Source organism: Streptomyces fagopyri (genome assembly GCF_009498275.1).
Classification (GTDB): Bacteria; Actinomycetota; Actinomycetes; order Streptomycetales; family Streptomycetaceae; genus Streptomyces; species Streptomyces fagopyri.
The window spans coordinates 5,426,540-5,451,935 of the sequence record NZ_CP045643.1 but is presented as its reverse complement, the minus strand read 5'-3'; the positions used below and the strand labels follow the sequence as shown (position 1 = coordinate 5,451,935).

General features: G+C 71.9%; 24 protein-coding genes and 1 tRNA gene. 14 read left to right on the top strand and 11 right to left on the bottom strand.

The annotated features are described in order from the left end of the window. Positions 1-35 precede the first annotated feature (35 nt). The 3 genes from GFH48_RS23525 to GFH48_RS23515 form a co-directional block, all read right to left on the bottom strand. On the bottom strand, positions 36-923 hold the full coding sequence (locus tag GFH48_RS23525; RefSeq protein ID WP_153290148.1) for a cellulose-binding protein: 888 nt from the start codon (positions 921-923) through the stop codon (positions 36-38). 213 nt (positions 924-1,136) lie between these two features. After that, positions 1,137-4,010 carry an SUKH-4 family immunity protein gene (locus tag GFH48_RS23520; RefSeq protein ID WP_153290147.1) on the bottom strand — a complete coding sequence of 958 codons (2,874 nt, stop codon included), beginning with the start codon at positions 4,008-4,010 and terminating at the stop codon, positions 1,137-1,139. A gap of 7 nt (positions 4,011-4,017) precedes the next feature. Then, positions 4,018-5,013: an SMI1/KNR4 family protein gene (locus GFH48_RS23515; RefSeq protein WP_153290146.1), complete on the bottom strand. Its 996-nt coding sequence runs from the start codon at positions 5,011-5,013 to the stop codon at positions 4,018-4,020. Positions 5,014-5,241: 228 nt separating this feature from the next. Here GFH48_RS23515 and GFH48_RS23510 point away from each other — a divergent pair, with 228 nt between their 5' ends. Both GFH48_RS23510 and GFH48_RS23505 read left to right on the top strand, forming a co-directional pair. Beyond that, positions 5,242-5,748, top strand: a complete 507-nt coding sequence (locus GFH48_RS23510) for a YwqJ-related putative deaminase (RefSeq protein ID WP_153290145.1) — start codon at positions 5,242-5,244, stop codon at positions 5,746-5,748. Positions 5,749-5,867: 119 nt separating this feature from the next. Then, entirely contained in the window at positions 5,868-6,359 is a 492-nt protein-coding gene (locus tag GFH48_RS23505) for an SUKH-3 domain-containing protein (protein WP_153290144.1), read from the top strand. 325 nt (positions 6,360-6,684) lie between these two features. Here the strand turns inward: GFH48_RS23505 and GFH48_RS23500 are convergent, their stop codons facing one another. Beyond that, positions 6,685-7,995: a sensor histidine kinase gene (locus GFH48_RS23500; RefSeq protein WP_153290143.1), complete on the bottom strand. Its 1,311-nt coding sequence runs from the start codon at positions 7,993-7,995 to the stop codon at positions 6,685-6,687. Positions 7,996-8,236: 241 nt separating this feature from the next. On the opposite strand from GFH48_RS23500, the gene GFH48_RS23495 reads away from it, so the two are divergent. From GFH48_RS23495 to GFH48_RS23470, 6 genes are all read left to right on the top strand, one after another. Further along, positions 8,237-8,311 (top strand) — tRNA-Gln (locus tag GFH48_RS23495). A 115-nt stretch (positions 8,312-8,426) separates the two neighbouring features. After that, the gene (gene glmU / locus GFH48_RS23490; protein WP_153290142.1) at positions 8,427-9,875 is read left to right on the top strand and encodes a bifunctional UDP-N-acetylglucosamine diphosphorylase/glucosamine-1-phosphate N-acetyltransferase GlmU; all 1,449 of its coding nucleotides are present in this window, start codon (positions 8,427-8,429) and stop codon (positions 9,873-9,875) included. Positions 9,876-10,020: 145 nt separating this feature from the next. Then, complete coding sequence (locus tag GFH48_RS23485; RefSeq protein WP_153290141.1) at positions 10,021-10,995, top strand: ribose-phosphate diphosphokinase; 975 nt, start codon at positions 10,021-10,023, stop codon at positions 10,993-10,995. 172 nt (positions 10,996-11,167) lie between these two features. Continuing rightward, positions 11,168-11,752 (top strand): 50S ribosomal protein L25/general stress protein Ctc, encoded by a 585-nt coding sequence (locus tag GFH48_RS23480; RefSeq protein ID WP_153290140.1) that lies wholly within the window; start codon positions 11,168-11,170, stop codon positions 11,750-11,752. Positions 11,753-11,889: 137 nt separating this feature from the next. Then, positions 11,890-12,486, top strand: a complete 597-nt coding sequence (gene pth, locus GFH48_RS23475; RefSeq protein ID WP_153290139.1) for an aminoacyl-tRNA hydrolase — start codon at positions 11,890-11,892, stop codon at positions 12,484-12,486. Between the two features lie 95 nt (positions 12,487-12,581). Next, a complete protein-coding gene (locus GFH48_RS23470) occupies positions 12,582-13,079 on the top strand; it encodes a hypothetical protein (RefSeq protein WP_153290138.1) in 498 nt (165 codons plus the stop codon). A gap of 134 nt (positions 13,080-13,213) precedes the next feature. Here the strand turns inward: GFH48_RS23470 and ppc are convergent, their stop codons facing one another. Further along, entirely contained in the window at positions 13,214-15,946 is a 2,733-nt protein-coding gene (gene ppc, locus GFH48_RS23465; RefSeq protein WP_153290137.1) for a phosphoenolpyruvate carboxylase, read from the bottom strand. Positions 15,947-16,286: 340 nt separating this feature from the next. Between ppc and GFH48_RS23460 the strand changes: the two genes are divergently transcribed. Genes GFH48_RS23460 through GFH48_RS23445 form a run of 4 tightly spaced genes read left to right on the top strand, consistent with a single transcriptional unit; the run spans position 16,287 to position 18,561 of the window. Then, positions 16,287-17,297, top strand: coding sequence for an acyl-CoA desaturase (locus GFH48_RS23460; RefSeq protein ID WP_153290136.1), 1,011 nt, complete (start codon positions 16,287-16,289; stop codon positions 17,295-17,297). Continuing rightward, a complete protein-coding gene (locus tag GFH48_RS23455; protein ID WP_153290135.1) occupies positions 17,294-17,974 on the top strand; it encodes a TetR/AcrR family transcriptional regulator in 681 nt (226 codons plus the stop codon). Before GFH48_RS23460 ends, GFH48_RS23455 begins: the two co-directional genes overlap by 4 nt. Before the next feature lie 57 nt (positions 17,975-18,031). Next, the gene (locus GFH48_RS23450) at positions 18,032-18,283 is read left to right on the top strand and encodes a type II toxin-antitoxin system Phd/YefM family antitoxin (RefSeq protein WP_153290134.1); all 252 of its coding nucleotides are present in this window, start codon (positions 18,032-18,034) and stop codon (positions 18,281-18,283) included. Beyond that, entirely contained in the window at positions 18,280-18,561 is a 282-nt protein-coding gene (locus GFH48_RS23445) for a type II toxin-antitoxin system RelE family toxin (protein WP_153290133.1), read from the top strand. The genes GFH48_RS23450 and GFH48_RS23445 overlap by 4 nt, the downstream gene beginning before the upstream one ends. On the opposite strand, the gene GFH48_RS23440 is transcribed toward GFH48_RS23445, so the two are convergent. Together GFH48_RS23440 and GFH48_RS23435 are read right to left on the bottom strand one after the other, a co-directional pair. Beyond that, positions 18,536-18,943, bottom strand: a complete 408-nt coding sequence (locus GFH48_RS23440) for a VOC family protein (RefSeq protein WP_153290132.1) — start codon at positions 18,941-18,943, stop codon at positions 18,536-18,538. The genes GFH48_RS23445 and GFH48_RS23440 overlap by 26 nt on opposite strands. Before the next feature lie 2 nt (positions 18,944-18,945). Next, positions 18,946-19,752 (bottom strand): trans-aconitate 2-methyltransferase, encoded by an 807-nt coding sequence (locus GFH48_RS23435; protein ID WP_153290131.1) that lies wholly within the window; start codon positions 19,750-19,752, stop codon positions 18,946-18,948. A 148-nt stretch (positions 19,753-19,900) separates the two neighbouring features. Here GFH48_RS23435 and GFH48_RS23430 point away from each other — a divergent pair, with 148 nt between their 5' ends. After that, on the top strand, positions 19,901-20,398 hold the full coding sequence (locus GFH48_RS23430) for a MarR family winged helix-turn-helix transcriptional regulator (protein WP_153290130.1): 498 nt from the start codon (positions 19,901-19,903) through the stop codon (positions 20,396-20,398). Here the strand turns inward: GFH48_RS23430 and GFH48_RS23425 are convergent. Continuing rightward, positions 20,357-21,124: a LuxR C-terminal-related transcriptional regulator gene (locus tag GFH48_RS23425; protein ID WP_153290129.1), complete on the bottom strand. Its 768-nt coding sequence runs from the start codon at positions 21,122-21,124 to the stop codon at positions 20,357-20,359. The genes GFH48_RS23430 and GFH48_RS23425 overlap by 42 nt on opposite strands. Before the next feature lie 301 nt (positions 21,125-21,425). On the opposite strand from GFH48_RS23425, the gene GFH48_RS23420 reads away from it, so the two are divergent. Then, positions 21,426-21,869 (top strand): GNAT family N-acetyltransferase, encoded by a 444-nt coding sequence (locus GFH48_RS23420; protein WP_153290128.1) that lies wholly within the window; start codon positions 21,426-21,428, stop codon positions 21,867-21,869. A gap of 299 nt (positions 21,870-22,168) precedes the next feature. Here the strand turns inward: GFH48_RS23420 and galK are convergent, their stop codons facing one another. Genes galK through galT form a run of 3 tightly spaced genes read right to left on the bottom strand, consistent with a single transcriptional unit; the run spans position 22,169 to position 25,365 of the window. Beyond that, positions 22,169-23,311, bottom strand: coding sequence for a galactokinase (gene galK / locus GFH48_RS23415; protein WP_153290127.1), 1,143 nt, complete (start codon positions 23,309-23,311; stop codon positions 22,169-22,171). Next, entirely contained in the window at positions 23,312-24,280 is a 969-nt protein-coding gene (gene galE / locus GFH48_RS23410; RefSeq protein WP_153290126.1) for a UDP-glucose 4-epimerase GalE, read from the bottom strand. Next, complete coding sequence (galT, locus tag GFH48_RS23405) at positions 24,277-25,365, bottom strand: galactose-1-phosphate uridylyltransferase (RefSeq protein WP_153290125.1); 1,089 nt, start codon at positions 25,363-25,365, stop codon at positions 24,277-24,279. Before galT ends, galE begins: the two co-directional genes overlap by 4 nt. Positions 25,366-25,396 lie beyond the last annotated feature (31 nt).

Sequence of the window (25,396 nt, the reverse complement as noted above, 5' to 3'; positions counted from 1 at the left end):
GGTGGTGCAACAGGGGGTGCGGCGCGCCGGGGTGGTCACTCCACCGGTGCGCGGCCCGTCAGGGTCATGAGGCTCGACCGTACGTGGTCCATGTGCGCCCGTACGTCGTCCCACCGCTCGCCGTGCTCACGCAGCACCCGCTCGGTCTCCCGGACGATCCGTTCCTCCCGCACCCGCGCCTCGGCGATCAGTTCCGCGGCCCGCGCCACCGCGTCCTCCTGTCCGTGCCGGGCCGACTCCTCGGCCTGGGCACAGGCACTCCGGGCCCCGGCGAGGGCGGCCTCGGCGCGGGCCACCCGCTGTTCGTGGTGTGCCTCGAACGCGGCCACCCGCTCGGCCTCCGCGCGCTCCGCCTCCTCCCGGCGCCCGGCGTGCTCCTGCTCGTGCTCGACGAGGAGCCCCTCCGCTCGCCGACGCGCCTCGCGCAGCACGGCCAGTACCTCCCCGCGGTTCTCCTTGATCTCCCGGCGGGCGGCGATCCGCGCTTCGTCGGCCTCGGCGCGGGCGGCGAGCAGCCGCTGCCGGGCGCGCTCCTCGGCCTCGGCGCGCACCCCGTCGGCGTACTCCTGGGCGGTGTCGCGGGCCTGCCGCCCCGCCGCCTCGGCCGCGTCGACGGCGTGCCGGGCCTCGCGGCGCGCGCTCTCGCGCACGGCCCCGGCCTCCTCCTCGCCGAGCTCGAAGAGCCGGCGGGCGCGTTCGCCGAGGGTGTCGTACGTCTGCGGAGCGAGCCGCGTCACGGCCTCGCGCAGCCGCCGCGCCTCCCCGTCCATCTCCTTGGCCAGGACGGTCAGCCGGGCGGCCCGCTCCCAGGCGGCGTCGCGGTCCCGCGAGAGACCGGCGGTGTACGCGTCGACCTGCTCGGGACGGTAACCGCGCCCCCGTACAGCCCGGAAGCCGTGCGGCGACACCGATGCGCTGCTCATCCCTGAACCCCTCTCCGATGTGCGCCCTGCGACATGATTCGTCGACATCATGTGGCGCATATCCTGATGGATGAGGAGTAAGTGTTCATAACGCGACACTCCGCCCGCCGGTTCCGGTCGAGGGAAGTAAAAAATGGGTTGAACCCGGTCATGTGTACCGGGTTCAACCCATGGGTGGCGTTCCGCGCGGAAGCCGGGAGGCTCAGCGGGAGGTCACAGCAGGCCGTCCCACATCTGTTCCAGCAGGACCGACCACCAGCTCTCCGGCGAGCCGAGCGCCGCCGGGTCGAGAGAGGCGAGCTGGGCCTGGAAGTCGACGGTCCAGCGGCCCGCCTGCTCCTGGTTGAGCCCGAACCGCAGCCGCCACATCCGGCCGAGCAGCGCCAGACAGCGCGCGAACTCGGGCAGGCCCGTGTTCACGAACTGGGGCGGCACCGGGGCGCCGCCGGGCCCCGCCTCCACCGGCACGGCCACGATGTTCGCCGTGCCGTACTGGACACAGATCGCCTTGCCGAAGTCGCTGCCCATGACCAGGTACGAACCCGCGTCCGGCGCCGGGTGCACCCCGCGCTCCTGCGCCAGTTCGGCGAGCGTCGGCACCGGACGGCCGGGCTGCGCCTGCGCCCAGAAGAACGGGCCCATGTCGACGGGGAGTCCGGCCACCACCAGGGTGTGCGCCACGATGTTCGGCACACCCTGACGGGAGACCGCGACCTGGTCGAACCGGAACACGCCCGGCCCGAACGCCGCCGCCAGTTCGTGCCCGATCGCCTCCGGCGGGACCGGCGGCACGGGCTGCACCGGCGGGATCGGCGACCGCACCGGCGCCGGGCGCGCCGGACCGTCCGCCACCTGGTGCAATTCGCCCTGGTGCGCGAGCAGTTCGTGCATGCCCTGCTGACGGCTCGCGTGGTCCGTACCGTACGGGGCGATGCTCGTGATCCGGGCCTGCGGCCAGGTCTCCCGGATCATCCTCGCGCAGTACGCGCCCGGCAGCTCGCACGACTCCAACTCGGTGTGCAGTTCCAGGACTTGCTGCGGCGGCACGTTCATCGCCCGCAGCTCGTGCAGCATCTGCCACTCCGGGTGCGGGGTGCCCGGCGCCGAACGCCGGATCAGCTGCTGCTCCGAGCCGTCCTGCGCACGGTAGCGCAGGACGGCCTGGTAACCGGGGCCGACGGTCGGCTGACCGGTCGGGGGGTATCCGTACGCCGGGGGCTGCTGCCCAGGAGGCATGGGCATCCCCGGGACCGGACCTCCCATCGGCTGACCGGGCAGGGGCTGACCGGGGATCGGCTGACCGGACATGGGCCGGCCCGGCATGGGCTGACCGGGCATGGGCTGACCGGGCATCGGCTGACCGGGCATCGGCTGCGGCACGCCGGGCGCCTGCGGGGGCGGCGGTGCGCCGGGGCCCCCGGACTGCGGACCCGCCAGCACCGTGGCGGCGTGGTGGACACCGCCGGGAGGCGTACCGCCCGGAGGCTGCGGAGCACCCGGCGTACCGGGCGGCTGGGGCGCGCCGGGGCCACCGGCGGCGGGACCCGCCAGCATCGTCGCGGCGTGGTGGACACCGCCGGGAGGCGTACCGCCCGGAGGCTGCGGAGCACCCGGCGTACCCGGAACTCCAGGGGGCTGGGGCGCACCGGGTGCGGCGGGCGCGCCGGGGACGCCCGGTGCCGCCGGGACCCCGGGGCCACCCGGGCCCAACTGGGAGACGAGTTGCGTGGGCACGTACCCGCCCGCCGGGCTGCCCGGAGCACCGGGCCCGGACGGCGCGGGCGCGCTGCCCGGCCGTACGCCCGGAGCGCCAGGGGCGCTCGGCGGAGGAGGCGCGCTCGGGCCGTTGCCCCGCGCGCCTCGCGGCGGCTGCGCCTTGCTGGTCGCCGCGTCGGCGATGTCACCGGCGTTCGGGGGCAGCGGCCGGGGAGGCGCCACGGGGGCACCCGGACCGGCGGGCGGCTGCGGGACGTTCGGCGCCTGCGGGTAGCCGTACCCGGGCGCACCCGCGGAAGGCGTGCCCTGCGGCCCGCCGGGAGCGGAGGCACCGGGCGGCGGAGGCGGCGGGGTGCCCGGAGCAGCGGCGGAGCCCTGCGGGAACCCGTAGGCGGACGGCGCGGCCGGAGGCGGTGTGCCCGGCACCGCCGGACCCCCCGGGTGACCGTACGGCGGCGCGGCCGGCGCGGGCTCGCCGAGCGCGGGTGTGACCGCCGTGCGCGGAAGAGCGCTGCCGCCGGAGATCAGAGCCGTCTTGGCGTCCGCGATCGCGCCAGGCGGCGGCGTGCCGGTGTCGTCGGCGTCGGTCAGCGGCGGTGCGAACACCGTCGCCGGCAGCGGTACGGAACGGTCCTCGCCGGCGTCGGCGTTGGTGTCCGTCCCCGCCCACGGCGTCGCCGACGCGGGCACCCCCCGCGCTCCCACGGCGTCCTGGGGACCGGTGTCCGGCTCGTCACCGGCCGCGGCGGCCGGCCACGACGTGGCTCCGCCGGAGACCCCGGGACCACCGGAAACCGCCGGGACCCCGGCCGCGGTGCGCGGTCCGGCTCCGAAGGGCCCTTTGTGCGGCACCGCGTCCTCCGGCTCGCCCGGCGCCGCGGCCGGCGGACCGCCGCCCGCGGAAGCCGGGCCCTGCCCCGGGGCCGGGACCGCGGCGGGACGGGCTCCCGTCCCGTCGGAGCCAGGACCTCCGGACGCCCCCGGACGCCGGTCCGGAATCCCCAGCTTGTCCGCGGCCTCCTGCAGCCACTCCGGGGGACTCAGCAGGAACGACGTCTGGTTGAGGTCGACCCGGGCCGGAGGCGCCGGCGCCGGTTCGGGAGACCCGTCCTTCACCCCGTACTCCTCCTCGTAGCGGCGGACGACCTCACCGACCGGCAGTCCGGGCCACAGAGTCGCCTCGCCGCTGTCCCGGGCGATGACGAGGCGCTGCGCGCCGCCGTCCGAGCGCGGACCGTCGGCCCGGTCCTCCGCCCAGACGACGAAGCCGAGTTCGAACTCCCGCACCCGGACCTCACGGTGCTGGTAGCCGGGCACATCGCCGTTGATCCACTCTTCCGCGCGCTCCTGCGCCTGCGCGAAGGTCACCATCGGACGTTCACTCCCCCACCGAAGACACGGAAGAGACGGGAACGGCGTGCGCGAAGCCGCCGTCCACCATCAGGTTCGCCACCGTCTCCAGCTCCGGCGGATTGCCCGCGAGCCGGGACAGGAACTGGTCGAAGTCGGCGCCGCAGGACAGCAGCAGCCGCCGCACCCGCTCGGCCGGAGGCCACGCGTCCTGGTCGCGGGCGTCGTCGTACGCGCAGAACCACACCGACCCGATCGCGTCGCCCTTCACCTTCACGGCGAGCAGGCCGCCCTGCACGAAACCGACGCACAGGTAGTCCTTGGTCAGATGGTCGCGCAGGCACTTGTTGATGTAGACGAGGTCGTTGACCGCGGCCTCTTCCCGCACCGTGAAGAAGGGCTGGTCGAGCAGGAGTCCGAGCTCCGCGTCGAGCACGGCGCCGACCGGCGCGCAGCCTCCCGCCGCCTTCAGGAAGGACCGGTAGGCGCCCGGCAGCCGGTAGCCGAGATCCTCCTCGACCGCGAGCACCTGTTGCTCCGTCACCGCGACCGAGGACTTCGGCAGCGCGAAGTGCGCGGGCCGCGTCTCCTGCAACGGCCGCGTCCCGCGCTTGGTGTGGTCGACAGCCGTGGTCGCGATGCCGCCGTGGTGCCGCAGCAGGGCTTTCACCTCGACGGGGACGAGCTCCAACCGCCGGGTACCGGCCACGTGGTGCCAGGTCCAGCCGTGCGGTGTGGACACGGACGGGATCGTGTCCCACAGCTCGTGGCCGGTCGCGGCGAGCGCCGCGTTCGCGGACACGTAGTCCGTCAGGCGCAGTTCGTCGACGCCGAAACCCTCCGGGGGTTCGGCGATCTCCGCGGCGGCACGCGCGTACGCCGAGAAGTCGGGGTGGCCGTGCGCGTCGACCCGTACACCCCTGGGGTGGCGAGCGGCCCGGACCGGATCCGGGAAGTGCACGACCTGCCCGGCGTAGGCCGCGTTCGGCGGCGCGGCTTGCTGCCCGAGCCGACCTGTCGTCATCGCTGTTGCCCCCTGCGGCGTTCTCAATAGCTGTATGGATCGCGGATGTCGACAGCCTATGCGGTTGAACGACACCGGTCACCGGGCCTCCGGTTACGTGACCTGCCGTCACCTCGCCGTGACGGTGCGACGAAGCCCGGGCGTGTCGCGCGCCCCAGCTTCCCCACCCGCCGCGCCGTTTGGCAGTCTGTAGCCGCATCGGGGGATGCACGGGAGGGAAGAGCGATCATGAACGCGACGCATACAGGCACGTCCGGGGACCCGCGCGTCGGCTGGAGCAGCTCCGAGGCACCGCACACCCCCACCCTCCTGCACCGCCGGGACGGCATACTTCCGACCGTCGCCGCCGCCCTCTCGGTGCGCGGGGCGACCCTCACGGGCACCGCGGCCCGCGGCGACCAGCCGCCCGCTCTTCACCCCCTGGTCCAGGACTTCCTCGACACCCTCACCAGCGCGCAGCGCGACCGCTTCACCGGCCGCTGCGCCGAGGCGATCCTGATCTCCCGGCACATCACCGGCCTCGACGCCGCGCGCAGCAAGCGGGCCGCGCGCAAGCCGATGACCAACGGCGAGGCGCGCAGGGCCCTCAAACAGGCCAAGCTCACCGCCCGTCGTATCCGTGAGGACGGTGACCCCCTGCACGGGGGCTTCGCGGCGCCGTGTCGTGCCTGCACGGCGCTCAGCGACCACTTCGGTGTCCGCGTCGTCGATCCGACGGTGCCCGCCGGCGACTGAACCCAGCGACTCGCGCACACGTACGTACGACGGCGCCCCTACTTCTCCTGCCGCTCCGCCGCGCCGCGCCGCCGGTCCCTTGTCCCCCCACCCCATGTCGCTCGACGAACGAAGGGCAGATGCACGCCGACCGCACCTCCACACGCTTCTCCGTCCCCGTGGACGCCGCACTCCGCTCCGCGGGGTGGCAGCCCGGACGCTGGGACATAAAGCAGGCCGAGTACTGGGCCGACGCACTGCGGGAGCACGAGTCGCCCGCCGGGCACCGGCACGCCGTGTTTCCGGCCGCGGTGGAGGCGTGGGCGGAGTTCGGGGGGCTGCGGGTCGTGCCGTCCGGGCCCGGCCGTCAACTCGCCCCGGTCGCGCTCGACCTCGACCCGTTGCACGGGCTGCACATGGCTCGCACGCTGGGTGATCTCGGGCGGGCGCTGGATGCGGAGGTGTGTCCGCTGGGGGAGGAGTCCGACTCCCGGGCGTTGCTCGCCATCGACAGCGAGGGGCGGGTGTACGCGCTCGATCACACCGGTGACTGGTATCTCGGGCCGGATATCGACACGGCCCTGACGACGCTCGTGTCCGGCGTCGAGCCGGCACGTCTGACCGCCGGCTGACCGGACGGGTTTCTTCGCCCCCGCCGCCCCTACCCGACCCATCCCGTACCTGGGCGCTCCGCCCCAGACCCCCGCCAAGGGCCTCCGCCCCCTGGACCCCCGTCGCCCGAAGGGCTCGTCCTCGAACGCCGGACGGGCTGGGGGGTGCGGGCCCGCGCTGAAAGGGACCGGACGGACGGTTCCGGGTGGGGGCATGTCCTTCAGCCCGTCCGGCGTTCGAGCGCGAGGCCGTTCAGGCCGATGCGGGGGTCCGGGGGCGGCAGTCCCCGGGTACGGATGCCACCGCCGGGGGTGGCGAAGGTACCCGGGGTCGCAGCGGCAGCGTTCAGGGCTTGGACGGGAGTACCGCCGACACGCGGAAACCCCCCGCGTCCGTGGGGCCGGAGACGAACACCCCGCCGAGCGCGGCGACACGTTCCTTCATCCCCAGCAGCCCGTTGCCCCCGCTGGGAAGCCGCACGGCGGACACCGCCCCCGGCTCGGGCGGGCACTCGTTCTCGACCTGCATGGCGATCTCGGACACCCGGTGAGCGAGCCGCACGTACGTCTTCGCGCCCGCCGCGTGCTTGTGGACGTTGGTCAGCGCCTCCTGGACGACCCGGTAGGCGGTCTGTTCGATCTCCGGCGCGTACGGCCGCGTATCGCCCTCCACCGAGAGGGCGACCACCATCCCGGCCGCCGCCGACTGCCCGACCAGCTCGTCCAGTTCCGCGAGGCTGGGCCCCTCTCCCGGATCGTCGGCCGCGCGCGACGCCGCCGCGGCCGCCGCCATGCCCACCGCGGCCAGCGGCACCGGCTGGGGCCGCGAGGCCAGCCCGTCCCCCGTGCGCAGCACGCCCAGCATCTCGCGCAGCTCGGTCAGCGCCTGCCGTCCCATGTCGCCGACCAGCGCCGCGTTCCGTACGGCCTTCTCGGGATCCTTCCGGGCCACGGCCTGGAGCGCCGCCGCGTGCACCACCATCAAGGACACCCGGTGCGCGACCACGTCGTGCATCTCCCGCGCGATCCGTGTGCGCTCCTCGTTGCGCGCCCACTCCGCCCGCTCCTCGGCCCGCTCGGCCAGCAGCTGCAACTCCCGCTCCAGCGAGTCGGCGCGTTCGCGCAAGCTCTCCATCAGGCGGCGCCGTGCCCCTACGTACAGGCCGAGCAGGACGGGCGGGGCGGTCATGCCGATGGCGGTCGTGATGGAGACGAAGGGGACGAACCAGTCCCCCATGGTCACGTCGCCGCGGACCATGCCCTGATGGGCCCGGACGAACGTGACGATCAGCATCCCGGCGAAGGACATCCCCGCGAGCGCCGCGATGATCCGGCGCGGCAGCTCGGACGCGGCGAGCGTGTACAGCCCGACGAGTCCCATCGCGAAGCCCATCTGCGCGGGCGTGATCGCGATGGACACCAGTACGACGGCGATCGGCCACTTGCGCCGCAGCAGCAGTACGGACCCGGCGAGCAGACCGAACACCGCGCCCACCGCGGCCGGCAGGCCCGCGTCGTGTGCGAACGGGATTCCCTCTGTCGCGCACTCGGCCGCCGACATGAGCGCCAGGCCCACGTCGAGCGCGGCACCGCGCCACCTGACCCACCACCACGGCCCTGTCCCGGCCGCGGTGTGCTCTTCCCCCGTCGTGGTCATGCCTCCAGCCTACGTTTGCACCGCATCCCTTTTCCGGTGAGTTTCGCCTCCTCCACGACACCGTGCTCCGCCGTCGAAGGGGCGCGAAACCCGCCGGTGTCCCTCGAACTGCAGAATCGCTCATCGTTCGACCCCGGAAGCCCGCTCGCATCAGTACCGTCGCGTCGAAGGCGCCCGGTACGGCATAGTGTTGGGTGCCCACTCGGCGACCTGACCAAATGTCCGGTCCGGGCGAGAGTGATCCCCCGTGGTGTAATTGGCAGCACTGTGGCTTTTGGTGCCATCTGTCCGGGTTCGAGTCCTGGCGGGGGAGCCATGACCGATTCGGGCCCTGACAGTTCCGTCAGGGCCCGCTCTCATGTCACTCCTGATACGCCCCGGTATCCTGCGGTTGTCCACACCCCAGTCATCCGTAGCCGAAGGGCATTCCCGTGAGCGCCAATCGCCCGGCAGCCGTCGTCGTTCTCGCAGCGGGTGAGGGCACCCGTATGAAGTCGGCCACACCCAAGGTCCTGCACGAACTGTGCGGCCGTTCCCTGGTGGGCCATGTACTGGCGGCCGCCCGCGCGTTGGAGCCGGAGAACCTGGTCGTCGTCGTGGGCCACGCCCGCGAGCAGGTCACCGCGCACCTCGCCCAGTCCGACCCGACGGTCCGCACCGCCGTCCAGGCCGAGCAGAACGGCACCGGGCACGCCGTCCGCATGGCGCTCGAGGAGCTCGGCGGCGGCATCGACGGAACCGTCGTCGTGGTCTGCGGCGACACCCCGCTGCTCAGCGGCGAGACCCTGCGCCGGCTCGCCGCGACCCACGACAGCGACGGCAACGCCGTCACCGTGCTCACCGCCGAGGTCCCCGACGCCACCGGCTACGGCCGTATCGTCCGGGACGGGGCCAGCGGCGCCGTCACCGCGATCGTCGAGCACAAGGACGCCACCGAGTCGCAGCGGGCGATCCGGGAGATCAACTCCGGGGTGTTCGCCTTCGACGGGCAGCTGCTGGCGGACGCGCTCGGCAAGGTGCGGACCGACAACAGCCAGGGCGAGGAGTACCTCACCGACGTCCTGGGCATCCTGCGCGAGGCCGGGCACCGGGTCGGCGCCTCCGTCTCCGCCGACCACCGCGAGATCGCCGGGATCAACAACCGCGTCCAGCTGGCCGCGGCCCGCCGCACCCTCAACGACCGGCTGCTGGAGCGGGCCATGCTCGCCGGCGTCACCGTCGTCGACCCGGCCTCGACCTGGGTCGACGTCACCGTCACCTTCGAGCAGGACGCGATCGTGCACCCCGGCACCCAGCTGCAGGGCGCCACGCATCTCGCCGAGGGCGCCGAGGTCGGACCCAACTGCCGCCTGAAGGACACCAGGGTGGGGGCGGGGGCGCGGGTCGACACCACGGTCGCCAACAGCGCCGAGGTCGGCCCCGAAGCCGTCGTCGGCCCGTTCGCGTACCTGCGCCCCGGCACCCGCCTCGGCCTCAAGGCCAAGATCGGCACGTACGTCGAGACGAAGAACTCCACGATCGGCGAGGGCACGAAGATCCCCCATCTCTCGTACGTGGGCGACGCGACGATCGGCGACCACTCGAACATCGGTGCCGCCAGCGTCTTCGTGAACTACGACGGGCAGGAGAAGCACCACACCACCGTGGGCTCCCACTGCCGCACCGGTTCGGACAACATGTTTGTGGCTCCCGTCACGGTGGGGGACGGCGCGTACACCGCCGCGGGCTCCGTCATCACCAAGGACGTACCGCCCGGTTCGCTGGCCGTGGCCCGTGGCCAGCAGCGGAATATCGAGGGTTGGGTGGCCCGCAAGCGTCCGGGAAGCGCGGCCGCGAAGGCCGCCGAGGCGGCCTCCCGGGAGCCGGAAGGCGAAGCCTGACCGGAAACAGGTGCGTCTGACACGGCGTACCGTGATAAGTGCACACCCGCACCGTGCACCCGCACCCCCAGCTGAGACGGCCTCCCGCGCCCAGCGGAGATGTCCTCTCACCACCCAGCTGAGACACCTCTGAGGAGACAGTGCTGTGACCGGGATCAAGACGACCGGCAAGAAGAAGATGATGTTCTTCTCCGGCCGCGCCCACCCCGAGCTTGCCGAGGAGGTCGCCCACAAGCTGGGTGTCGGGGTAGTCCCGACGAAGGCCTTCGACTTCGCGAACGGCGAGATCTACATCCGTTACCAGGAGTCCGCCCGCGGCGCCGACTGCTTCCTGATGCAGAGCCACACGGCTCCCATCAACAAGTGGATCATGGAGCAGCTGATCATGATCGACGCCCTGAAGCGGGCGTCCGCGCGCAGCATCACGGTGATCGTGCCGTTCTACGGTTACGCCCGGCAGGACAAGAAGCACCGCGGACGTGAACCGATCTCGGCGCGTCTGATCGCGGACCTGATGAAGACGGCGGGCGCCGACCGCATCCTCACCGTCGATCTGCACACCGACCAGATCCAGGGCTTCTTCGACGGCCCGGTCGACCACCTCTTCGCGCTGCCGATCCTGGCGGACTACGTGGGCGCCAAGGTCGACAGGTCGAAGCTCACCGTCGTCTCCCCCGACGCGGGCCGCGTGCGCGTCGCCGACCGCTGGTGCGACCGGCTGGACGCCCCGCTGGCGATCGTGCACAAGCGCCGCGACAAGGACGTCGCCAACAAGGTCACCGTCCACGAGGTCGTCGGCGACGTGAAGGGCCGCGTCTGTGTCCTCGTCGACGACATGATCGACACGGGTGGCACGATCTGCGCCGCCGCCGACGCCCTCTTCGCGCACGGCGCCGAGGACGTCATCGTCACGGCCACGCACGGCGTGCTCTCCGGTCCGGCCGCCGACCGTCTGAAGAACTCCAAGGTCAGCGAGTTCGTCTTCACGGACACCCTGCCGACCCCGGGCGAGCTGGAGCTGGACAAGATCACGGTGCTCTCCATCGCGCCGACGATCGCCAACGCGGTGCGTGAGGTCTTCGAGGACGGCTCGGTGACGAGCCTGTTCGAGGAGCAGTAGAGATCCTTTTGGGTGTGGCCTTCCCGCCGAGTAGACTGCGCGAGTTGCTCGGCGAGGGAGGCCACACTTCTGTGTGGCGGTCCGTTATCGACGCGCTCTTCGTAGCAGGCCGATGTTCGGCCGGGTGACCTCATCCCCAGGCCCTTCGGGTCCGTTACTACGAGGAGTGCACATGTCCGACGTCAAGCTCGCCGCCGAGACCCGTACCGAGTTCGGCAAGGGCGCCGCCCGCCGCATCCGCCGTGAGAACAAGGTCCCCGCGGTCGTCTACGGCCACGGTGTCGACCCCGTCCACATCGCGCTGCCGGGCCACGAGCTGCAGCTCGCCCTGCGCACCCCGAACGTCCTGCTCACCCTGGACATCGAGGGCAAGACCGAGCTCGCGATCCCGAAGGCCGTCCAGCGCGACGCCATCAGGGGCAGCCTCGAGCACGTCGACCTGCTCCTCGTGAAGCGCGGCGAGAAGGTCAACGTCGAGGTCTACGTCCACACCGAGGGCGAGCTGGCCCCGGGTGCCTTCCTGCTCGAGCACGTGCTCAGCACGCTGACGGTCGAGGCCGAGGCCACCCACATCCCGGAGTCGGTCACCGTCTCCATCCAGGGCCTGGAGGCCGGCGCCGCCATCCTCGCCAAGGACATCCCGCTCCCCAAGGGCACCACGCTGGCGATCGACGAGGACGCGGTCGTCCTCCAGGTCCTCGCCGCGCAGGCGGAGGAGGCCCCGGCGGACGCCGAGGCCGAGAACACCGAGGCCTGATTCCCCGCGGAATCTCCTGTGCCGGCCGCCGCTCCCTCCCGGGGCGGCGGCCGGCGCGTTGTCAAGGACCCAGGCACATCAGGCAACCCGGTGCGTCGGACGACCCGGCGCATCAAGGACCCGTGGGAGACACGGACGTGACGACGGACGCAGGCGCCCCCTGGCTGATCGTGGGCCTGGGCAATCCCGGCCCCGAGTACGCCATGAACCGGCACAACGTGGGCTTCATGGTGGCCGACCTCCTGGCGGAGCGGATCGGCGGCAGGTTCAAGCGGGCCGGGAAGGCCCAGGCGCAGGTGATCGAGGGCCGTATCGGCCCGCCCGGTCCCGCCGGCCGCCGGGTGATCCTGGCCAAGCCGATGTCGTACATGAACCTGTCCGGCGGCCCGGTGAACGCGCTGCGCGACTTCTACAAGGTGCCGCTCGCGCACGTCGTCGCGGTCCATGACGAGCTGGACATCGACTACGGGGTGCTGCGGCTCAAGCTGGGCGGCGGCGACAACGGCCACAACGGGCTGAAGTCCATGACGAAGGCGATGGGCCCCGACTACCACCGGGTGCGCTTCGGCATCGGCCGGCCCCCGGGCCGGATGCAGGTCGCCGACTTCGTACTCAAGGACTTCGCGTCGGCCGAGCGCAAGGAACTGGGCTACTTCGTGGACCGGGCCACGGACGCGGTGGAATGCCTCGTCATCGACGGGCTGGAGCGGGCGCAGGGCACGTACAACTCCTGAGCCGCGGCCGGGTCCCATCGACGTACTCGTACAACTGCGGACTTGTCCCCCGGCCGAGTTGACCGGACGTAGGGCCATGGCCAAGGATCGCCGCCATGCCCGCCGCCACCTCACGCAAGCGCCCCCGGAAGAACGCGCGGACGGCGCTGCGGTTCGGGCGGCTCGCGGCGATGGGGACGGTCACGGCACTGATCCTGATCGCGGGTGTCCGGGGCTCCTGGGGCACGGCTCAGCACGTGATGCTGGGCAAGGGCCGGGAGCAGGGGACCATGACCGTGACGGCGTGCTCGGAGGAACGGTGCACCGGTCCGTACCGGCCGGTGTCCGCGGGTTCCCGGGCGCGGGCCCGCGTCACGATCGGGGAGCCGGCCGCCGTGCGCAAGGGGCGCACGTACGCGGTCACGGTGAAGCCCGGCAGCGGTGAGGTGGTCCGCAGCGGCCCGGCCGGACTGCTCTACGCGTGGATTCCGCTGGGCGGCGCGCTGCTGCTGGCCTCGGTGGTGGTCGCGGGCGGTCTGCGGCTGACCCGGGCGGCCTGGGTGATGGCGGGCGCGGGGCTCGCGCTGCTGACGGCGGCCTTCCTCGCCCTCTGAAGACTTCCGGCCCCGCGAACACGACGACGGCCGGCCTTCCCGGCCCCGTGAGAACGACAGCGGCCGTCCTCGCCCGGTGAGGACCGACGGCGGTGCCCCCGGGTCCGGGGGCACCGCCGTCGGTCCGTCGGTGATCAGCCGGTGTTGCGCAGGCCCGCCGCCACGCCGTTGACGGTCAGCAGCAGGGCCCGGGACAGCAGCGGGTCGGGTTCCGCGCCGGCCGCGGCCTCGTCGCGCTGGCGCTTGAGCAGGGCGACCTGGAGGTAGGAGATCGGGTCCAGGTAGGCGTCGCGGATCGAGAAGGTCTGCTGGAGCACGGGGTTGGTGTCCAGCAGCTTCTCGCCACCGGTCACGCGCAGCACTTCGCTGACGGTGAGCCGGTGCTCGGCCTCGATGGTGGAGAACACGTGCTTCAGCTCGTCCGGGACGAGGCTGTCGACGTAGTGCCGGGCGATCCGCAGGTCCGTCTTCGCGAGCGTCATCTCGACGTTGGAGAGGAAGTTGCGGAAGAAGTGCCACTGCTCGTGCATCTCGTCGAGCACGGTGTCGAGACCGGCTTCGCGCAGGGCCTTCAGACCGGAGCCGACGCCGAACCAGCCCGGAACGATCTGCCGGGACTGGGTCCAGCCGAAGACCCAGGGGATGGCGCGCAGTCCGTCGAGCGAGACGCCCGAGCCGGGGCGGCGGGAGGGCCGCGAGCCCAGGTGCAGGTCGGCGAGCTGGTCGACCGGCGTGGAGGCGAGGAAGTACGTCGGCAGGTCGGGGTCCTCGACGAGCCTGCGGTAGGCGGAGTGGGCGGCGTCCGACACGACGTCCATCGCCGCGTCCCAGCGGCCGAGCGCCTCGTCGGACTGGCGGGGCGCGGTGTGCAGGGCGGACGCCTGGAGGGTGGCGGCGACCGTCAGTTCCAGGTTCTCCCGGGCCAGCGAGGGCACGAGGTACTTGTCGGAGATGACCTCGCCCTGCTCGGTCACCTTGATCTCGCCCTCCAGGGTGCCCCAGGGCTGCGCGAGGATCGCGTCGTGGGAGGGGCCGCCGCCGCGGCCGACGGTGCCGCCGCGGCCGTGGAAGAGGCGCAGACGCACGCCGTACCGGTGGGCGACGTCACGCAGACGCCGCTGGGCGCGGTGGATCTCCCACTGGGAGGTCGTGATGCCGCCGAACTTCGACGAGTCGGAGTATCCGAGCATGACCTCCTGGACGTCTCCGCGCAGCGCCACGAGGCGGCGGTAGGAGGGGTCGGCGAGCATGTCGTCCAGGATCACGTCGGCGGCGCGCAGCTCGTCGGTGGTCTCCAGGAGCGGCACGATGCCGATCTTCGCCCAGCCGCCGTGCAGGTCCAGCAGACCCGCCTCGCGGGCGAGGACGGCGGCGGCGAACACGTCGTCGGCACCCTGGCACATCGAGATGATGTAGGACTCGATGACCTCGGGTCCGAAGACCGCCAGGGCCCGCTTCACCGTCTGGAAGACGCCGATGGTCTTCTCGCCGGCGGCGTCGACGGGTGCCGGGGTCGGGGCCAGCGGGCGCCGGGAGCGCAGTTCCTTGGCGAGGAGCTTGGCACGGTACTCGCGGGGCATGTCGGCGTAGCGCCACGACTCCTCGCCGAGCCGGTCGAAGAGCTGGCCGAGGGCGTGGTGGTGGGCGTCCGCGTGTTCGCGTACGTCCATGGTGGCGAGCTGGAGACCGAAGGCGGCCAGCGTGCGGATGGTGCGGTTCATGCGGCCGTCGGCGAACAGCGCGCCGCGGTGCTCGCGCAGCGAGCTCTGGATCAGGGTGAGGTCGCGCAGCAGCTCGGCGGTGCCGAGGTAGTCGCGGCCGGCCTCGTGCGGGATGCCCCTGGCGAGGCGCTGCTTGGTGTTCTCCAGCTTCTGGCGGATGCAGGTGGCCTTGAGCCGGTAGGGCTCCTCGGCGTTCAGCCGCTTGTAGCGGGGGCTGATCTCCGGCAGCAGTTCCAGGTCGGCCCGGAGGGAGTCCAGCAGTTCCTCGGTCGCGCCGGTGTACCGGATCGAGTTCGACAGGAAGCCGCGCAGTTCGTCGATCATCTCCAGCGCGTCGTTGATGCCGTGCTCGTGCTGGAGGATCAGGACGTCCCAGGTGACGTCGGGGGTGACGTTCGGGTTGCCGTCGCGGTCGCCGCCGATCCAGGTGCCGAAGGTCAGCGGCCGGGTCTCGTCGGGCACCTTCACCCCGACGCGCTCCAGTTCGGCGGTGAGGTCCTCCAGTACGTCCCCGACGGCGCCGGCGTGCAGCTCGTCCAGGTAGTAGATGGCGTTGCGGGCCTCGTCGGCGGGCTCGGGGCGGACCACGCGCAGCTCGTCGGTCTGCCACACCAGGTCGATGTTCTCCGCCAGCCGGGTGTCGTAGCGGCGGCGGTCGGCCTCGATGACGGGGGTTTCGAGGAGGGCGGCGATACGGCGCAGCTTGTTGAGGACCGAGCGGCGGGCCGCCTCCGTCGGGTGGGCGGTGAAGACCGGGCGGACGTTGAGGTTCTTGACCGTCTGGCGCAGGTGCTCCGGGTCGGCGTCCTTGAGCCGGTCGGCGGTCCGGGAGAGCAGTCCGCCCTCGGCGGCCCGCTTGGCGCGCAGCTCACGGCCGCGGTGCACCTGCTCGGTGACGTTCGCCAGATGGAAGTAGGTCGAGAACGCGCGGACCAGCTTGGCGGCGGTCTCCAGCTCGGTGCCGCGCAGCAGCTCGGCGGCGGCCTCGCCGTCCTCGCGGGTCAGGCGGCGGACCTTCTCGACCAGTTCCAGGAGCTCGGGGCCCTCCTGGCGGACGAGGGTCTCCCCCAGCAGGTCACCCAGGCGGCGGATGTCGGCGCGCAGCTCGCTGCTGGTCGTCGTGGTCTGGTCGTCGGCACTGCTCACAGGTGCGGCTCCTTGCAGTGTGGAAGCTCGGCTGAAGAGTGTGGAAGCTCGTCTGAAGCTCGTCAGGGAGGGAACCCGGGTGACGACCGCGCGGCGGCTGCCGCTTAGGGACGTGGCATCCGGGAATAAAGCAGAACGGACCGCGCTGTCCGACCGACTCCAAGGATAGGTGTCCAGGTGGACGCGCAGGGTCTCGGGCTGTTGCCGCCCGGCAGCGCGCTGCCATACTTACGATGCCGTAGGTTACGGAAGCGTAGGGATTCCCGTCAGACAACGGGAGCACCCTGGGAGCCCGTACCCGGCCACTCCTCCCCACCCTCGAATCCCACAGGGGACGCCCATGAGCACGAGCTCCGATGTGATCGACGATGCCCCGGGGGCGGACGGCGATCCCTCGCTCCCCCCTGCCACGCTGGGCGGAGAGAAGAAGGGGTCACTCGAACAGCTCACGCTCCTCCTCTTCATCATCGTCCCGTTCCTCGCGCTGCTCGCGGCGGTACCGCTGGTCTGGGGCTGGGGAGTGAGCTGGCTGGATCTCGGCCTGCTGGTCTTCTTCTACTACCTCGGCTGTCACGGTGTGACGATCGGCTATCACCGCTATTTCACGCATGGGTCCTTCAAGGCGAAACGCCCGCTGCGGATCGCGGTCGCGATCGCGGGGTCGATGGCGGTCGAGGGCCCGGTGGTCCGCTGGGTCGCCGACCACCGCAAGCACCACAAGTTCTCCGACGCCGAGGGTGACCCGCATTCGCCGTGGCGGTACGGCGAGACGGTTCCGGCGCTGATGAAGGGCCTGTGGTGGGCGCATATCGGCTGGATGTTCGATGAGGAGCGGACCTCGCAGGAGAAGTACGCTCCCGACCTGATCAAGGACCCGGCGATTCGTGCGATCTCGCGCCAGTTCATCTACTGGACGCTGCTCTCGCTCGCGCTGCCGCCCCTGATCGGCGGTCTGGCGACGATGTCCTGGTGGGGCGCGTTCACCGGCTTCTTCTGGGGCTCACTCGTCCGGGTGGCCCTGCTGCACCACGTGACCTGGTCGATCAACTCGATCTGCCACGCGGTGGGCAAGCGCCCGTTCAAGTCGCGTGACCGCTCGGGCAATGTGTGGTGGCTGGCGGTGCTGTCCTGCGGCGAGTCCTGGCACAACCTGCACCACGCCGACCCGACGTCGGCCCGGCACGGGGTGGAGCGCGGCCAGCTGGACTCCTCGGCCCGGATCATCCGCTGGTGCGAGCAACTGGGCTGGGCCTACGACGTGCGCTGGCCGTCACGCTCGCGTATCGATTCCAAGCGTGACACCGACGGGTCCGATGCCCGGCGCAAGACGGAAGCCCCCGACCCGGCATGATTGACGGCGTGGCGACCGACTCCAGCAGCACCCCAGGCAGCAACGAAAAGCCGCGGCGTGCGCGTCGCACCCGTATGACCGGTGCCGAGCGCCGTCAGCAGCTGCTGGAGATCGGCCGCACCCTGTTCGCCGCGAAGGGTTTCGAGGGCACGTCGGTGGAGGAGATCGCGGCCAGGGCGGGCGTCTCCAAGCCGGTGGTCTACGAGCACTTCGGCGGCAAGGAGGGCCTGTACGCGGTGGTGGTGGACCGTGAGATGCGCCGGCTGCTGGACATGGTCACCGGCTCCCTGACCGCGGGCCATCCGCGTGAACTGTGCGAGCAGGCCGCCTTCGCCCTCCTGGACTACATCGAGGAGTACACGGACGGCTTCCGCATCCTGGTCCGCGACTCCCCCATCCCCCAGTCCACGGGCTCCTTCGCCTCGCTCATCTCCGACATCGCCACCCAGGTGGAGGACATCCTGGGACGCGAGTTCAAGAACCGCGGTTTCGACTCGAAGCTCGCCCCGCTCTACGCGCAGGCGCTGGTCGGCATGGTCGCGCTGACCGGCCAGTGGTGGCTGGACGTCCGCAAGCCCCGCAAGGCCGAGGTCGCCGCGCATCTGGTGAACCTGGCCTGGCACGGTCTGGACGGTCTGGAGCCGAAGCCCCGGCTGATAGGGCACCGCAAGAGCTGAGTGCGCGGTCGGGATTCGATATGGACCACAAAATCAGCCCTGTGAAACCGTCCGCGCATGACTGAGATCGCGATCAGCGCGGCCCGCTCCCAGCTCGGAGGTCTTGTCCGCCGGGCGGCCCACGGCCGGGAGACCATCGCCCTCACGGACCACGGTCATGTGGCCGCGCTCCTCGTCTCCCCTCAGGTCATAGAGGATCTCGAAGGCGCCCTCGCGGTCGCCGACTATCAGCGGCGCAAGGCCGAGGGCACGCTGGGCGAAGTCATCCCCCAAGAGGAAGTCGGGCGGATCCTGGGGCTGCGTCCGTGACCTACCGCATCACGTGGGAACCGGAAGCCACGAACACGGCAGTACGGGTTCTCAAGGACGACCCCACGGGACTCGCCGCGGTCCACGAAGCAGACCCCACGGGACTCGCCGCGGTCCGCGAAGCCGTCGACACGCTCACCGAAGCCCCGCGGCCCGGCAACTCCACCCCCTACGGCCCTCAGATCAGGCGTCTACGCGTCGGCGACTGTCGGATCCTCTACCTGATCGACGACGAGGTCGTCCGCATCCTGGTCATGAACCTGGGCCGTACGCCCTGACCACCGGCTCCAGGAACTCCAGCCGGTTGCCGACGGGGTCCTCGGAGTAGAAGCGGCGGTGGCCGGGCAGGTCGTCGTCCCAGGTGACCTCGGCCCCGTGGGCCTCCAGCCGGGCGGCGAACGTCTCGATGTCCGTGACCAGCAGCCCGGGATGCGCCTTCTTCGCGGGCCGGAACCGTCCCGGCCCTTCGTCCCCCGGAGCGCCCTCGATCCCCAGGTGCAGGTGCACGGCCCCCGCCCGGAACCAGCAGCCTCCGCGCGCGGCCGGCACGGGCGGCTTGGGGATCTCGGTCATCCCGAGGGCGCCGGCGTAGTAGCGGCGCAGCAGGTCCTCGGACCCCGGCGGGGCGGCGAGCTGGACGTGGTCCACGGCGGTGAGCATCCTCAGGCCTCCTTCCGTGCGACGGCGAAGACACGGCGGAAGGGGAACACGGTGCCGTGTCCGGTCGCCGGGTACGCCTCGCGCAGCGCGTCCCGGTACTCGGCGACGAAGGACTCCGCGTCCGCCCCCAGCTCGGTGAGGACCGGCCGCAGCCCGGTTCCCTTCACCCAGTCCAGGACGGCGTCCTCGCCCTGGAGGAGGTGCAGGTACGTCGTCTCCCAGACGTCGGTCGCGCAGCCGAGGGCGGTGAGCTGCTCCAGGTAGACGGCCGGGGCGTGTACGGCGTCGTCGTGACGCAGCGCCCCGGCCAGCCGGTCCTTCCAGCGGGGGGAGTGGGCGAGTTCGCGCATCAGGCGGTGGCTCGGGGCGTCGAAGTTGCCGGGGACCTGGAAGGCGAAGGTGCCGCCGGGGGCGAGGCCCGTCACCCACTCGGGGAAGCGGGTGACGTGTCCGGGCACCCACTGCAGGGTCGCGTTGCTGATCAGCAGGTCGTACGGTTCCGCGGGCGTCCAGGTCCTGGCGTCCGCCGGGGCGAAGCCGAGAGTGCCGCCGCCCGGGGTGGGACCCGCGAGCGCCTCGGCCCGTGCCAGCATCTCCGGGGAGTTGTCCAGGCCGGTGATCCGCGCGGTGGGCCAGCGTTCGGCCAGCCCGACCGTCATGTTCCCGGGGCCGCAGCCCAGGTCGGCGATGCGGGCCGGGTCACGCGGCGGCTCCGGGACCCGGGCGAGGAGGTCGGCGAAGGGGCGTGCACGGTGGTCCGCGTGACGCAGGTACTGACCCGGGTCCCAGATGGGGGCGGTGGCAGACATGGGCGGGTCTCCTCGAAAGTCGCGTACGGACATGATGTCCAGCCGGGTCTCCACCCTCACACCGAAGTATCTCGACGTCAAGAGACTTCAGATCAAGAGGCTCCACATCAAGAGACTTCACGTCGACACAACCATTACACTGATCGTCATGGAGGACGAGGTCGATCGGCTGGTCGGAGCGTGGCGCCGGGAGCGCCCTGACCTCGACGTGGAACCGCTCGAGGTACTCAGCAGGGTCAGCAGGCTGGCCCGGCATCTGGACCGCGCCCGCCGGCTGGCGTTCTCCGAGCACAGCCTGGAGCCCTGGGAGTTCGACGTCCTGACCGCGCTGCGGCGCGCCGGGTCCCCGTACCAGCTCTCACCCGGCCAGCTGCTCACGCAGACCCTCGTCACCTCCGGCACGATGACCAACCGCATCGACCGGCTGACGCAGAAGGGCCTGGTGGAGCGCCTCCCGGACCCGAGCGACCGCCGGGGCGTCCTGGTACGCCTCACCGACGAGGGCCGCGACCGCGCCGACCAGGCGCTGGCCGGACTCCTCGACCAGGAGCGGGCGATCCTGGCGGAACTCAGCCGGGCCCAGCGCGGCGAACTCGCCTCGCTGCTACGCCAGTTGACCGCCCCGTTCGACAACATCCCCGGCTAGGTCGACGGGCCCGACCCCGGCACGCCGGGCGAGCGCCACGGCGGCGAGCGTCGAGTGCACGCCGAGCTTCCCGAGCACGTTCTGCATGTGTGTCCGGACGGTGTGGGGCGAGAGGAACAGCCGCTCGGCGACGGCCTTGCGCCCCAGTCCCGCGACCATGCACCGCAGCACCTCCCGCTCCCGGGGCGTCAGCGACTCCACGAGCCGCTCGCTCTCGGTGCGGTGCTTGCGCGCGGCCGTCAACTCCCGCAGTACACCGGTGAGCAGGGCGGGCGGGAGATGCGTCTCGTCCCGCAGCACACCCCGTATGACGGTGAGGAGCCGCGACAGCGAACAGTCCTTGGCGACCCAGCCCGAGGCACCGGCCTGCAGGGCGAGGGCGGCCCGGCGCGGGTCGTCCTTCTCGGCGAGCACGACGATGCGCACGCCGGGCTGACCCGCGCGGACGCCCGCGACCAGCGAGATGCCGTCGACCAGCCCGTCCTCGTTGCTCTCCTGCACCGGGACGGCGGGCCGCGCGCCCGGCACGTTCCCGCCGAGGTCGGCGTCCACGAGCAGCACGTCGAACCTGCGGCCCTCCGCCGCCGCCCGTTCCAGGCAGCGCAGTGCCGCGGGACCGCTGCCGGCGGCGGACACGTCGACATCGGGCTCGGCCGCCAGAGCCGCGGCGAGCGACTCGGCGAAGATGCGGTGGTCGTCGACGACCAGGACTCGGATGCGAACCACAGAAACCCCCTTCCCCACGCTCCTGAGGAGCGGGGGATACCCCATTGTCGGGGGACGACCCGCGCAGGTACGACACCCGGAGAGAACCCGAACCGGTCTCCGGCTCGGAGAACGGGGCGCCGCAGCCGCACGGCCGCCGCCGTGCTGGAAGTGCTACCCCCACTCCGGGTGTCGTACCCGGCTGTCTCGCCCCCTGATCAGCACCGGCCCCCACCGGTGCTGTTCATCAGGGTACGGCCGGGGGCCGGGAGCGGAAGGTGATTTGCAGAACTGGTTGGCCGGGGCGTTTAGGGTGAGTCGCATGTTTCGTATGGAGACAGAAGTCGACAAAGGCCGACGCGAACTGCTCCGCCGGCGGCTGCTCGACACCAACACGGCGGCATCTCCCGTCCTGCGCGCGCTGCGCGGGACGCCCGCCGAGCGGGAACTTCCGCTCCATGTCTGGGCCCTGGACTCCGCCGGTGATCTCGCGGGCGGGCTCGTGGGGCACACCTGGACGACATGGCTGCACGTGACGTATCTGTGGGTGGACGGCGTCCACCGGGGCTCCGGTCTCGGGTCCCGTCTCCTCGCGGAGGGGGAGCGGGTGGCGCGGGAGGAGCGCGGCTGTCTGGCCGTCCGGCTGGAGACGTGGGACTTCCAGGCGCCCGGGTTCTACGAGAAGCAGGGGTACGAGGTGGTGTGCGTGGTCCCGGACTATCCGCCGGGGGCCACGGAGTACACGCTGACCAAGCGTCTGGGGTGACCCCGGGGGTCCCTCGCCCCCGCCGCCCCTACCCGACCCCTCCCCGGGGGCTCCGCCCCCGGACCCCCGCCAAGGGCGCTGCGCCCCCTGGACCCCCGCTCGCCCGAAGGGCTCGTCCTCAAACGCCGGACGGGCTGGAAAGCATGGCCTCGCCGCCCGCCTTCCAGCGCGAACCCCGCATCCCCAACCCACCCGCAACCCTCCCGCACAGGCCCGCACTCCAGCCCGTCCGGCGCTTGAGGACGAGGCCGTTCAGGCCGATGCGGGGTCCGAGGGCGGCGGGGGTGAGGAGAGGCGGGTCAGTGCAGCCGGCGCGCGCCCGCCGAAGGGACCGCCGGGAACACCCGCGGCGCGGTGTACCCGGCCTCCGCGAACGCCTCCGTCACGGCCTTGCCGACGGAGTCCACGTCGGCCGACTCGACCAGCACGATCACCGACCCCCCGAAGCCACCCCCCGTCATCCGCGCCCCCAGCGCACCCGCGGCGTTCGCCGTGGCGACGACCAGGTCCAGCTCCTCGCAGGAGATCCGCAGATCGTCCCGCAGCGAGGCGTGTCCGTCCGTGAGGACGGGCCCGATGGCCCGTACGTCCCCCGCGTCCAGCAGCGCGATGACCCGCTCCACCCGGTGGTCGTCGGAGACGACATGGCGCACGTACCGGCGCACCCGCTCGTCGGACAACCGGGCGAGCGCCACGTCGAGTTCCTCGTGGCGGACGTCCCGCAGATGGGAGACTCCCAGCTGCCGCGCGCCCTCCTCGCACCCTTCACGCCGCTCGGCGTACGCCCCGTCGCCCAGGGCGTGCTTCACCCGGGTGTCGACGACCAGCAGTTCCAGGCCCTGGGAGGCCAGGTCGAAGGGGACCTGACGGATCGACAGGTCCCGGCAGTCCAGGTGCAGGGCGTGTCCCTCGGTGCAGCACGCCGACGCCGTCTGGTCCATGATCCCGCAGGGCACGCCGACGAAGTCGTTCTCGGCGCGCTGCGCGAGGCGGGCCAGACCGGGCCGGGTGAGCCCGAGTTCGTACAGGTCGTCGAGGGCGAGCGCCGTCACGACCTCGAGGGCGGCCGAGGACGACAGCCCCGCCCCGGTGGGCACGGTCGAGGCGAGATGGATGTCGGCGCCCGTCACGGCGTGCCCCGCCTCGCGCAGCGCCCACACCACACCCGCCGGGTACGCGGCCCAGCTGGTGTTCGTCAACGGCGTCAGTTCGTCGACGCGCAGCTCGACGACCGGTCCCCCGATGTCGGCCGAGTGCAGCCGCAGCACCCCGTCGTCGCGACGCGACACCGCGGCGACCGCGGTGTGCGGCAGCGCGAGGGGCATCACGAACCCCTCGTTGAAGTCCGTGTACTCGCCGATCAGGTTGACCCGGCCCGGCGCCGCCCAGACGCCCTCGGGCGCGGTGCCGTACAGCTCCTCGAAATCCTCGCGAACCCCCACCTACTGCTCCCTTGCGATGTTCTGCGCGAACGCCCACGCGTCCGCGACGATACCGGCGAGGTCCGCGCGGGACGGGGTCCAGCCGAGCCGCTCGCGCGCGGTCTCCGCCGAGGCGACCAGTACGGCCGGGTCCCCGGCGCGGCGCTCCGCCATGACCTCGGGGATCGGGTGCCCGGTCACCTGGCGGACGGTCTCGACGACCTCGCGGACCGAGAACCCGTTGCCGTTGCCGAGGTTGCAGATGAGGTGTTCACCGGGAACGGCGGCCTTCAGCGCCAGCAGATGGGCGTCCGCCAGGTCCGCGACGTGGATGTAGTCGCGCACGCAGGTGCCGTCCGGCGTCGGATAGTCGTCGCCGTACACGGAGATCGCCTCGCGGCGTCCCTGCGCGACCTGGAGCACCAGCGGGATCAGGTGCGACTCGGGGTCGTGCCGCTCGCCCTGCGCGCCGTAGGCGCCGGCCACGTTGAAGTAGCGCAGCGACACCGCGCCCAGCCCGTGCGCCGCGGCCTCCCCGGTGATCATGTGGTCGACGGCGAGCTTGGAGGCGCCGTAGGGGTTGGTGGGCCTGGTCGGCGCGGTCTCGACGATGGGCGTGGTCTCCGGCTCGCCGTACGTCGCGGCGGTGGACGAGAAGACCAGCCTACGCACGCCCGCCTCGCGCATGGCCGCGAGCAGCGCCATCGTGCCGCCGACGTTGTTGTCCCAGTACTTCTCGGGCTTGACGACGGACTCGCCGACCTGCGAGAACGCGGCGAAGTGCAGGACGGCGTCGTAGGTGGCGTCCAGCCACTTGGCCGCGTCGCGGATGTCGCCCTCGATGAAGGAGGCCCCGGCCGGGACGCCCTCGCGGAAGCCGGTGGAGAGGTTGTCGAGGACGGTGACCTCGTGGCCGGCTTCGATCAGGTGCTGCGCGACCACACTGCCGACATATCCGGCGCCACCGGTGACCAGGTACTTCCCACTCATGTACTCGCTACCTCTCGCAGTCGCTGAGCCGCGGCCTCCGGCGGCACGTCGTTGATGAACACACTCATGCCGGACTCGGAACCCGCGAGGAACTTCAGCTTGCCGGAAGTGCGGCGAATGGTGAAAAGCTCGAGGTGGAGCGCGAAGTCGTCGCGGTTGACGCCTTCGAACTCCTCCAGCGGGCCGAACGGCGCCTGGTGCCAGGCGGCGATGTACGGCGTCGGAGGCTCCCCCGCCCCTTCCTTCTCTCCACCCGGCCCGTCGAAGATCCGGTCGAAGCGCTTCAAGAGTTCCAGATAGACCTGAGGGAATTCCCTGCGTGCGCCCTCGTCGAGGCCGAGCAGGTCGGGCACCCTGTGCCTGGGGTAGAGGTGGACCTCGTAGGGCCAGTGCGCGGCGTACGGCACGAAGGCGACCCAGTGCTCGGTCTCCAGGACGATCCGTTCCCCCTCCGCCAGCTCGCGCGCGACGACGTCGTCGAAGAGGTTCCCGCCGTCGGTCGCCTCCTTGTGCGCGGCCACGGAGCGCAGCATCAGTGCCGTGCGCGGGGTGGTGAACGGGTACGCGTAGATCTGCCCGTGCGGGTGGCCGAGCGTGACGCCGATCTCGGCGCCGCGGTTCTCGAAACAGAAGACCTGTTCGACGGAGGGGAGATGGGACAGCTCCGCCGTCCGGTCCGTCCATGCCTCCAGGACGAGCCCCGCCTGCTCCTCGGTCAGGTCCGCGAAGGACGAGTCGTGGTCGGAGGTGAAACAGACGACCTCGCAGCGGCCGGAGTCGCCGGCCAGGGAGGGGAAACGATTCTCGAAGACCACGACGTCGTACGAGGAGTCGGGGATCTCGCTCAGCCGGTCGCCCTGGGAGGGACACAGGGGGCATTCGTCGGCCGGCGGGTGGTAGGTGCGGCCCTGACGGTGCGAGGCGATCGCCACCGCGTCACCGAGGAGCGGGTCACGGCGCACCTGGGAGCTGGTGACGGTCGGCTCCAGCGGACGCCGGTCCACCGCGTCGCGCACCGTGTCGTCGCGTGAGTCGTAGTAGATCAACTCACGGCCGTCGGCAAGCCGGGTCGAGGTCTTCTTCACCGCTGGACTCCTCATCCGCACCGCTTCGAAC